General features: G+C 70.2%; 1 protein-coding gene. It reads left to right on the top strand.

Translation table 11 applies throughout. The annotated features are described in order from the left end of the window. Positions 1–5: 5 nt before the first annotated feature. Positions 6–2,081, top strand: a 2,076-nt coding sequence (locus ACFC02_RS42375) for an amino acid adenylation domain-containing protein (RefSeq protein WP_376368340.1), incomplete at its 3' end; no start/stop codon positions are given.

Below are 2,081 nucleotides of genomic sequence, written 5' to 3'. Positions count from 1 at the left end.
TCGCGGTGCTGGCGGTGCTGAAGGCGGGGGCGGCCTATCTGCCTCTCGATCCTGCCTATCCGGCGGCTCGGGTGGCGCACATGGTCAGCGACGCCCGGCCCGCGCTCGTGTTGACGGCGACCGGGCATTGCCCGTCGGCGGACGTCGGAGCCGCAGCGCCGGTGTTGCTGCTGGACACGCTGGACGTGCAGGATCAGCCGTCGGACAATCCGGTCACCGCACTCGCGCCCGATCATCCCGCGTACGTCATCTACACCTCCGGCTCCACCGGCCGACCCAAAGGCGTCGTCGTCGCCCACCGCAACGTGGTGCGGCTCTTCGACGCCACCCGGAAATGGTTCGGCTTCGGTCCCGACGACGTGTGGACGCTGTTCCACTCGTACGCCTTCGACTTCTCCGTCTGGGAGTTGTGGGGAGCGCTGCTGCACGGCGGCCGACTGGTCGTGGTGCCCTACGAGGTCAGCAGGACGCCAGGCGCCTTCCTCGACCTGCTGGCCGATCACGGCGTCACCGTCCTCAACCAGACGCCGTCGGCCTTCTACCAGTTGGCACAGGCCGACTCCGACGCCTCCCCGCCTGGGCGCGAACTCGCCTTGCGTACCGTAGTGTTCGGCGGTGAGGCACTCCAACCGGCACGCCTCGCCGACTGGTACCGGCGCCACCCCGACGACAAGCCGGCCCTGATCAACATGTACGGCATCACCGAGACCACGGTCCACGTGTCGTACCAGCCGCTGACCCGGGAGCGAGCAACCGCCGCGGCGGCCAGCGTCATCGGCGTCGGAATCCCCGACCTGCGGACGTATGTGCTTGGACCGGGGCTGGAGTTGGTGGCGCCCGGTGTGGTGGGGGAGCTGTATGTCGCGGGGGCTGGTGTCGCCCGCGGCTATCTGGGCAGGTCCGGCCTGACGGCCGAGCGGTTCGTGGCGGACCCGTACGCTCCCGAGCCCGGCGCTCGTATGTACCGCACCGGTGACCTGGTGCGGTGGAACCAGGACGGCGAGCTGGAGTTCATCGGCCGCGCCGACCACCAGGTCAAGATCCGCGGCTTCCGTATCGAACCCGGCGAGATCGAGAACGTCCTGACCGACCATCCCGACGTCGCCGAGGCCGCGGTGGTCGTCCGCGAGGAGCAGTTCGGCGATGCCTGCCTCATCGCCTACGTGGTGACACGGGGAATTCTCCGCGCCGGTGGCGTAAGGGAGTTCGCATGGGACCGGCTGCCCGACTACATGGTGCCGGCGGCCGTCGTCGTACTGGACCGCATGCCGCTCACCGCCAACGGCAAGCTGGACAAGGCGGCACTCCCGGAGCCGGACTTCACCGCGCCCAGATCGGGGCGGGAGGCCTGCACGCCGCAGGAGCAGATCGTGTGCGATCTGTTCGCGCAGGTGTTGGGGCTGCCGCGGGTCGGCGTCGAGGACGACTTCTTCGACCTGGGCGGGCACTCGCTGCTGGCCACCCGCCTCATCGCCCAGCTCCGCGCCGCGTTCGGCGTGGAGCTGGAGCTGCGTGCGCTGTTCGACGGGCCGACGCCGGCCGCGGTGGCGGCCTTCCTCGACACCGCGGGACCCGCTCGGCCGCCCCTGGCGGCGCGAGAACGCCCGCCGGCCCTATCCCTCTCGTCCGCTCAGCGGCGGCTGTGGTTCCTGCACAAGTTGGAGGGGCCGACCGCCACGTACAACATCCCCCTGGTCGTACGACTGACCGGCACGTTGGACCGTGACGCGTTGCGGGCCGCCCTCGGTGACGTGGTGGCCCGGCACGAGAGTCTGCGGACGGTGTTCCCCGAGGCCGACGGCACGCCGTACCAGCACGTCCTCGACAGCGTGAACGTGGAGATGCCCGCCACCGTCATCGCCGAGGCGGAGCTAACGGAGGCCCTGAAGTCGGCGGCCCGGCATGCCTTCGACCTGGCGGCCGAAATCCCCCTGCACGCTGAGTTGTTCACGGTGTCCGAACACCGACACGCGCTGCTGCTCGTCCTGCATCACATCGCGGGTGACGGGTGGTCGTTGGGCCCGCTGGCCACGGACCTTACGCGTGCTTATGCGGCGCGGGTGGAGGGGCGGGTGCCGGAG

The organism is Streptomyces sp. NPDC056160, from assembly GCF_042268205.1.
GTDB lineage: Bacteria > Actinomycetota > Actinomycetes > Streptomycetales > Streptomycetaceae > Streptomyces.
The sequence above is the reverse complement of the archived record's forward strand: the minus strand, read 5'-3'. Positions and strand labels throughout refer to the sequence as shown.